At 59.3% G+C, this 7,055-nt stretch carries 6 protein-coding genes; 1 reads left to right on the top strand and 5 read right to left on the bottom strand.

Annotation, left to right across the window (positions count from 1 at the left end; genetic code table 11):
• The first annotated feature begins 355 nt into the window (after positions 1 to 355).
• The gene (locus BS630_RS38750) at positions 356 to 682 is read left to right on the top strand and encodes a hypothetical protein (RefSeq protein ID WP_168283030.1); all 327 of its coding nucleotides are present in this window, start codon (positions 356 to 358) and stop codon (positions 680 to 682) included.
• A 123-nt stretch (positions 683 to 805) separates the two neighbouring features.
• Here the strand turns inward: BS630_RS38750 and BS630_RS27120 are convergent, their stop codons facing one another.
• The 5 genes from BS630_RS27120 to BS630_RS27100 form a co-directional block, all read right to left on the bottom strand.
• The gene (locus tag BS630_RS27120) at positions 806 to 1,876 is read right to left on the bottom strand and encodes a lipocalin-like domain-containing protein (protein WP_077979852.1); all 1,071 of its coding nucleotides are present in this window, start codon (positions 1,874 to 1,876) and stop codon (positions 806 to 808) included.
• Positions 1,866 to 4,268, bottom strand: a complete 2,403-nt coding sequence (locus BS630_RS27115; protein ID WP_077979851.1) for an ABC transporter permease — start codon at positions 4,266 to 4,268, stop codon at positions 1,866 to 1,868. The genes BS630_RS27120 and BS630_RS27115 overlap by 11 nt, the downstream gene beginning before the upstream one ends.
• Positions 4,265 to 4,924: an ABC transporter ATP-binding protein gene (locus tag BS630_RS27110; protein WP_077979850.1), complete on the bottom strand. Its 660-nt coding sequence runs from the start codon at positions 4,922 to 4,924 to the stop codon at positions 4,265 to 4,267. Before BS630_RS27110 ends, BS630_RS27115 begins: the two co-directional genes overlap by 4 nt.
• Positions 4,925 to 5,394: 470 nt before the next feature.
• Positions 5,395 to 6,324 (bottom strand): XdhC family protein, encoded by a 930-nt coding sequence (locus BS630_RS27105; protein WP_077979849.1) that lies wholly within the window; start codon positions 6,322 to 6,324, stop codon positions 5,395 to 5,397.
• A gap of 284 nt (positions 6,325 to 6,608) precedes the next feature.
• The gene (locus BS630_RS27100) at positions 6,609 to 7,028 is read right to left on the bottom strand and encodes a DoxX family protein (RefSeq protein ID WP_131641874.1); all 420 of its coding nucleotides are present in this window, start codon (positions 7,026 to 7,028) and stop codon (positions 6,609 to 6,611) included.
• Positions 7,029 to 7,055: the final 27 nt, after the last annotated feature.

Below are 7,055 nucleotides of genomic sequence, written 5' to 3'. Positions count from 1 at the left end.
TGGCTTTGACCAGTGCGTCGAGAGGCGAGACTGTCGCATCTCTAACTGGCCCAACTGTCGCATTACTAAATAGCCCCCACACAAATTTGCGGCGTAACGAATATTATGGAACTCCACTGGAGTGTTAGGCTCATGTCGATCGCGCCGACGTCACTTACGGTCATTTGGAAATGAATTTCGCGGATTGCGTAGCTCAACCCCCACTGCCGCATCCGGGCGGTCCTCGAACGTCCGCTCGACCATTTTGGTACCGAAGTCTACGAAAGACCCTTGAAACCGCGCTGGAAAATGTCGGGCTGCGCTCCGGCTATCTCGACCGCTTCCCAAGCAGCTTTCGGACGGCGAGCGCCAGTGTATAGCCATCGCCCGCGCGCTGCTGGTTAATCCAAAGCTCCTGATCTGCGATGAAATCCTCTCGGCGCTCGCTCAAGGAAAACATGCTCATGCTCTTCGCACGAGCTCGCCGTCGTACAACAGATCGCCGATACCGACACGCCGCATCGGCCTCAGCAAAGACCACTACGTGTCCCGCCCACCCGCCATGCTACATCAAAGGCCAGCCGGCATCGGCTGCCCGTTCGTCGGCCGCGGGAGCCGACACGCCGGCGAACAAGAGCTTCAGGACCTTCGTCAACGCCTCGTCGCCCGATCCATTCAGGCGGATCAACCCCTGAAACGCTGATCAACACACCACCGGACGCTTACTGAATAGGCCAGACTCCGGTCGATCCTGCAGGAATTTGCCGAAGGGCTGGCGAGCTTGCATCCTTCAACGAAGGAGCTGTTACCCTGTGAAAGGTAACAGCTAGTAGCCGGTCATCTCGAGATATCCGACGCCTGACGTAGAGCCCCTGAAGTTGATCGGTCCCTCCCAATAAGGCGTCGAAGTCGCCATCCAGGACTGGTCGTTCAACGGTTCGGTCGTGATATCGAGCGACTTACCCGGCACGCGTATACGCCACTCTACCGGCATTTGGCGGCCATCGACGGTTGAGTTCCGAGTTGGCTCCAGTTGGATGTCGTCTTTCGACAGAGGTGTCGTTCGCCCGTCCGCGGATATCCAGTTCGCGGAGATGAACCCGTCCTTGTCGTCACGAAGGCGGAAAGCCATCAGTTTCTCGCCGGAATTCAGGTGCAGTGAGAACCAGTCCCAGCCCGTCTGATTGGACGCAAGCGGCTGCGACGACCACTCCCGGTCCAGCCAAGCTTTGCCGGTGACCTTAACCGGCGATCCGGACGTCGTGATCGTCCCTGCCACCTCATAGAAAGGCTGCGAGTAGTAGTAGCTCGCCTGTCCGTTCGCCGACTTTACCGAAAAGCCTTTGTCACCCTGAAGAACGAGTGGCCCATTGGCCTTGAGGTTTAAGGTATAGCTGAAGTCCGGCCCGCCGGCGATGGCTGAAAGGTTGCCAAAGGTGTTCGAGCCGCTTTGCTCAGTGTCCTCCATCCGCCAGTCGTCTATCCAGGCGCGAAAAGGCGTTGCCTGAACGCCCGCCTGCCCGACGCCTCCCCGGCCCAAGCGCTCCGCAACATAGTGATGGCCCTGGGTGGTGATCGCTGCATGCCCGATCCAGACTTGCGGATCTGCGAAACCTGTCTTGTTTCCTGGAGCCAGGGCAGAGCGAAACAGCGTCCACTGCGCACCATATTGCTTGCCATCATCACCGTTGAGATTGGCGGTCACATACCACCACTCAATGCGGTAATCAGGATGAGCGCCGTGGTCGGTGGGGAAAGAAAGACCATTGCCACGCTCCGGGATCGCGAAACCTTGCGCATCCGATCCCAATCCGGCGAAGCCCTGTGCGAACGCCTGACCGCTTATGCAGATCATAGCTGCCGCCATCAGGAGGGACGCCAACTTTCTAACGTTCATTGGCGAAAATCCTCAGCAGGTCCGCAGGATTAATCGAGGCCAGACGCCGAACCGGCACCAGCACCGACAGCGATGCCGCTATGAAGGCGATTGCTCCCAGCCAAAGCCAATCCATTGGAAACACCATCATTGGCAATCGCCAACCGAAGGCCTCCACGTTCACAATCTCAAGTAGTACCCACGCCAGGGCAAGACCGACCGGGACGGCCGCCACAAATGTTGTGAACCAGAGCGCAAGTGTCCGGGCAACCTCATAAAGCGCCAGATCCCGTCGCCGCACACCCATGGCCCACGCCGGCGCCAGTTGAGGAAGCCGAATACCGGACAGTGTCAGAAGACTTGAGAACATGGCAAATCCTGCCACAGCAAGAGTGAGGACGTTTAACGCGCCCGTCACCTTGAATGTCTGGTCGAAGATCGCTCTCGATTGTCGCTTGAGCGAAGCCTGGTCAACGATCGCGGTATCCGACAGACCAAACTCCTCGACCAACTGGCGCTTGAGAACCTGAGCTCGCTCGGGAGCTACCCGGACCCCGTAGCGAAGTTTCGGGACATCGGGGTAATGATCGACTAGGGTATTGATCCCGACGATCACTTGCCCGTTCGGGTTTCCATAGTCAGAGTACACGCCGGCCACGGTTACACTCCAACCTCCAGGCATGACCAATGGCTGGCCGAGCTTGGCTTCGCCGCGACGCCACATCTGTTCGTTGATGAGGGCGCCCTGACCGGTGGCGACCTTGACCCAAACGTCATTGTCGGACGCAATCAAAGGCCAGTGCTCTCGGTAAGTTGGGTCGTCCGCGACACCAAAGATCTGGATCTGTTCGCCAAGCACCCCACCGTCCACACTCCAGATGGGCAGGACTGCCGTCGAGCGTTGCGGAAGCCAGGCTCGGAGCCGTGCAGCTTCCTCCTCATCCTTGGCCGTCACGTAAAGCTCGGCGGCCAGCCGTTGATCCAGCCAGCCGATGAACGTCAGCCGGAAACTGGATACCATCGTGCCGACGCCGATGTTCGCCGACAATGCCAGTAGCAGAGCCATCAAAGCCAGCGACAGGCCGGGAAGCTGTATGCGGGTGTCTGCCCAGAACCATTCCATCAGGGCGCTCCGCGCCGTTCGCTGCGCTGCGGTCAGGATGACCGCAAGAAGTCCAGGCAGGATCAGAGCTGTTCCCAGAAGCAGGCAGCCAAGAACCGCAAAGCCCGCTACCAGCCCGGACGCAGTAATCGCCAGGGTAATTGCCACCATCAGCAGAAACCCGCCGGTTCCCGCCTGATAGACAAGGGACCCTGCGGATTGTCTCGCCCACGCTCGCGGCTGGGCGGCAGCCAAAATCGGCAGCTTCCAAACCCGCCACAGGCTCTGAGCTGACGAGACAGCGGTTCCTCCGAGTGCAATTGCCAGTCCAGCCAACCACCATTCCGGCCGAATGGATAGCGAGCCTGACACATTCGCGCCGTAGAGGCCCCTGAGGGTCGCGGCGACACCCGGCATCAGAAGCCACGCAATGACGTAGCCGAGTATGACGCCGATCAACCCGGATATCAGCGCCAGCATCGAAAGCTCGATCAGGAGCATCGTAGTCAATGCTCGAAGGGAGATACCAAGCGATCGAAGTGTACGAAAAGTGCCTCGACGCTGCTCGAAGCTCAGGCCCGTGGCCGAATACACGATGAAGAGCCCGACGATGAACGAAAGGAACCCGAAGGCGGTCAAGTTGAGGTGGAAGCTGTCGGTGAGGCGAGTGACGGCTGGCTGTTCAGCCGGTTCGCGGATCGTCAATCCCGCCTGATCGATTGATTCGGCGGAAATCTTTTGATCGGCTGCGACCACCATGCGATCAATCTTCCCGTGCTTGTCGAGCAATCGATCAGCGACCGATATGTCGACGAAGGCAGCACCGTCGGGAACCTTACCATCGACTTTGATGTTCATGTCCGTGGCGCCACGGAGCCGCTCGGCAGTCGCGCTTGACACGAGCAACTGTCCGCTGGCTGAAAAGAAGGTGGAAAGATCTGAACCGCTGGCGATCGTCGCGTTCTGGGAGTCCCTTGGCATCGTCAGAGGCTCGATGCCGACCAAACGGATCCTTATGCTTCCGAAGCGGTAGCTGCCCTCAATCACGGGCGAAACATTCAGGCCCGCTCGACGCAGGCTGCCATAGACCTCAGTCGCTATGCCGTCACCGCCCTTGGCGACGATCTGCCGGAGGTTGCCTTGCTCCAGAACCGATGCCGCCCGGGCATAGCTCGCTCTCGCCTCGGCGTTGATCGCCTGAACACCGGACCAGAGCGCAGTCGCAAGCGCAATCCCCATGACCAGCGTCAGAAGCTGGAGAGGTCTCCGACGCCAGTGTGACAGCAGGGCTGCGAATGCAACGACGTTCATTCGGCAATCTTCCCACCGCGAAGGACCACCGTTCGGTCCAGACGAGCTGCAAGCCTCGTGGAGTGAGTGACGAAAAGCAGAGCCGATCCAACTGTCCGGGCGAGATTGAGCATCAGATCGAGGACGGCATCGCCTGTTTGCTCATCCAGATTGCCAGTTGGCTCGTCCGCAAGGATGAGAGGAGGTCGAGCAGCCAATGTTCGCCCGATTGCAACGCGCTGCTGTTGCCCTCCGGAAAGCTGCTCGGGATATCGGGCGATGTATTCTTCCAGCCCCAGTTCCTCGATCAACTGCCTTTCCCAAGCGTGATCGTACCGGTCTGCAAGCTTGGCGTGAAATGAAATGTTGGCTGCGACGCTCAGGGATGGGATGAGGTTAAACTGTTGAAAAACCAGGCCAACCCTCGTTCTCCGGTATCGGGCTCGTTCGGTTTCTGCAAATAGCGCGAGATCGCTGCCACCCATCACGACCGAGCCGCTGTCTGCACTGTCGAGCCCGCCTGCCAGATGCAGCAATGTGCTTTTGCCACTGCCGGACTCTCCGGTGAGCGCAACACTTTCGCCCGCAGCGACTTCCAGATCGATGCCCTTCAGGATTTCAATCCGGCCCTCGGCAGTGGAATAGGATTTTCTGACGCCTGCGAGGGTGAGGATCATGTCGGTCTCTCCAGCACGGAATTTGCAGAATGCAAAGACCTCGGGTGACCTAAGAACTTTCGAGAGGGATCGCAAGATCCGTGCGACAGCACAAAAACAGGCGATTCCTTGTCATTGCTTGATCACTAGCCGACAAGCGGTCAAGTTCAGCCTGAAACGTGGACATTGCGAGAACCGAGCTACCCGCTCAGCGCGGGCTGCCGCGTCGTAATGCCCTGGCGTCCGAGGGTGCCGCTGGACAATCTATGACGGCCGCTACTCCAACCGCATGGTGTCGTTCGTGTCGGCCGGCTGCAATCGTGACCGGATCATCCCTCGTCCGTGCCTGCAGCCAACAGCATGATGGAGATGGAACAGCAGATCTGACTATCGGCAATTTCTATCGCGGCGAGCTTCCATACCGACAGACGGTCGAACAGGGCAAAGAAGGTGTGCCCGCGAGTACAGGGGCGAGGTTGGTATCAATGGCCTCACGACTCACGGATGCCTTGCCTCATCGCGGCAATGTCGGCGAGCACCGAAAGTGCAAGGGAGGTCGCGTCGCGCGCCGGGCCGAACAGCCCGATCGGTGCCTTGATGCGATCGATGTCGGTCCTGGCGAAACCAGATCTCGTCAGCAATTCGACACGCCTGCTGTGCGTTCTCATGCTGCCCAGGGCACCGATGTAGAACGCCGGCGAGCTGAGCGCCAGTCCGAGAAGCGGCGCTTCAGCCTCGAGATCATGATGCAAAAGCACCACGGCCGTGAAGGCGTCGATCATTTTCGCGACATAGTGGGGATTGCCGTTCTCGATCCGGATCACATCGTCGCCCAGGATCGTTGCACAGCGCGCCGTGGCCCGCGCCTCGAGCGAACGACCCGAGATCAGGATGCGGGTTCGCGGAAGGAATACCGACAGAAACTCGTCTTCAAACCAACCAGATTGAACAGGCGGATCCACTGCCACGAGAGACTGATTGGACGGCACATAACGAAGGCCAACCGGCTGCCTCCGTTCCAGGCGTTCGAGGACAAGCCGGATCGCCGAAATGTCTCGCAGGACATGGATTGCAACGGTGATGCCGCCGCCGCACGGCAGGACTATGTCGAAGAAGGGAGAGCCTTGGCCGAACATCATAGTCCGATCCCGGCCCTCGGCAATCGCAAGGAGTGCGTCGAAAGCAACCGCAGCCTCCACGCAGCCGCCGGAGACATAGCCGCAGTAGCTGCCGTCAACAGCGACCGCAACCAGCGAACCCAGAGAACGAGCCGCGCCGCCTCGAATGTCGACGAGTGTTGCGATCGCGACCTCTCCTCGGTCGAAGCACTCAACGGCAAAGCGCAAAATCTCTGACGGATCGTCCGACATCCTCGCTTGGACGGGCGCAGGAAGCAAAGTGATGGCTACCATCTCGTTCATATCAGATCCTCTCGAGGTCCGGACCAACGGCAGGTTTTCTTCGTCTTGAAGGGGGCATCGGCAACCGTGGGGTCAGGCTGCCGATGCGGGGGAACCCGGTCCTTGGTTGTGGGGGATGAAGGAACCGGTTCGACCGAAATCTAGCGCGAACTTGTCTGATGGATTTGTCAGTGATCGCGCAGTTTGTATCAATCTGTCACACATCCGCGGAGGGCGCGCTCGCCCGCGGAGAACCTCAGCGGACCGTCGATGACATAAATCAAGCGCCACCTCGCCCGCAAAAGTCAGTTAGACGGACCTGCCTGCTGCACGGGAGGCGCCTTCGAAGCCACCTCGTCGAGGCTCCATGGTCCCGGGCCGGCGGCAGCGATGTAGAGGAAGAGGAAGCAGAACAACATTGCGGTCTCGCCGCCGTTGAGGGCGGGAAAGAAGCCTTGTGAACCGTGTCCAATAAAATAAGCAAAGGCCATCTGGCCGGAGAGCAGGAAAGCGACCTGGCGAGAAAACAGACCAATTGCCAGAAGCACACCACCGATGACTTCAAGAAAGCCGGCCGCCAGAAGCAGCGCATTCAGCGGGTATTCGAACGGCGCCGGCCAACCGAACAATTTCATCATTCCATGCGTGAAGAATGATGTGGCGGCGATGATGCGCAGGACGCTCAGCAATTGCGGCGCGGCGCCATGGAGAAATGCCATCTGCATGTTCGTGATCCTCATTTGGCGAAGCGT

It is taken from the genome of Rhizobium laguerreae, assembly GCF_002008165.1.
GTDB lineage: Bacteria > Pseudomonadota > Alphaproteobacteria > Rhizobiales > Rhizobiaceae > Rhizobium > Rhizobium laguerreae.
The sequence above is the reverse complement of the archived record's forward strand: the minus strand, read 5'-3'. Positions and strand labels throughout refer to the sequence as shown.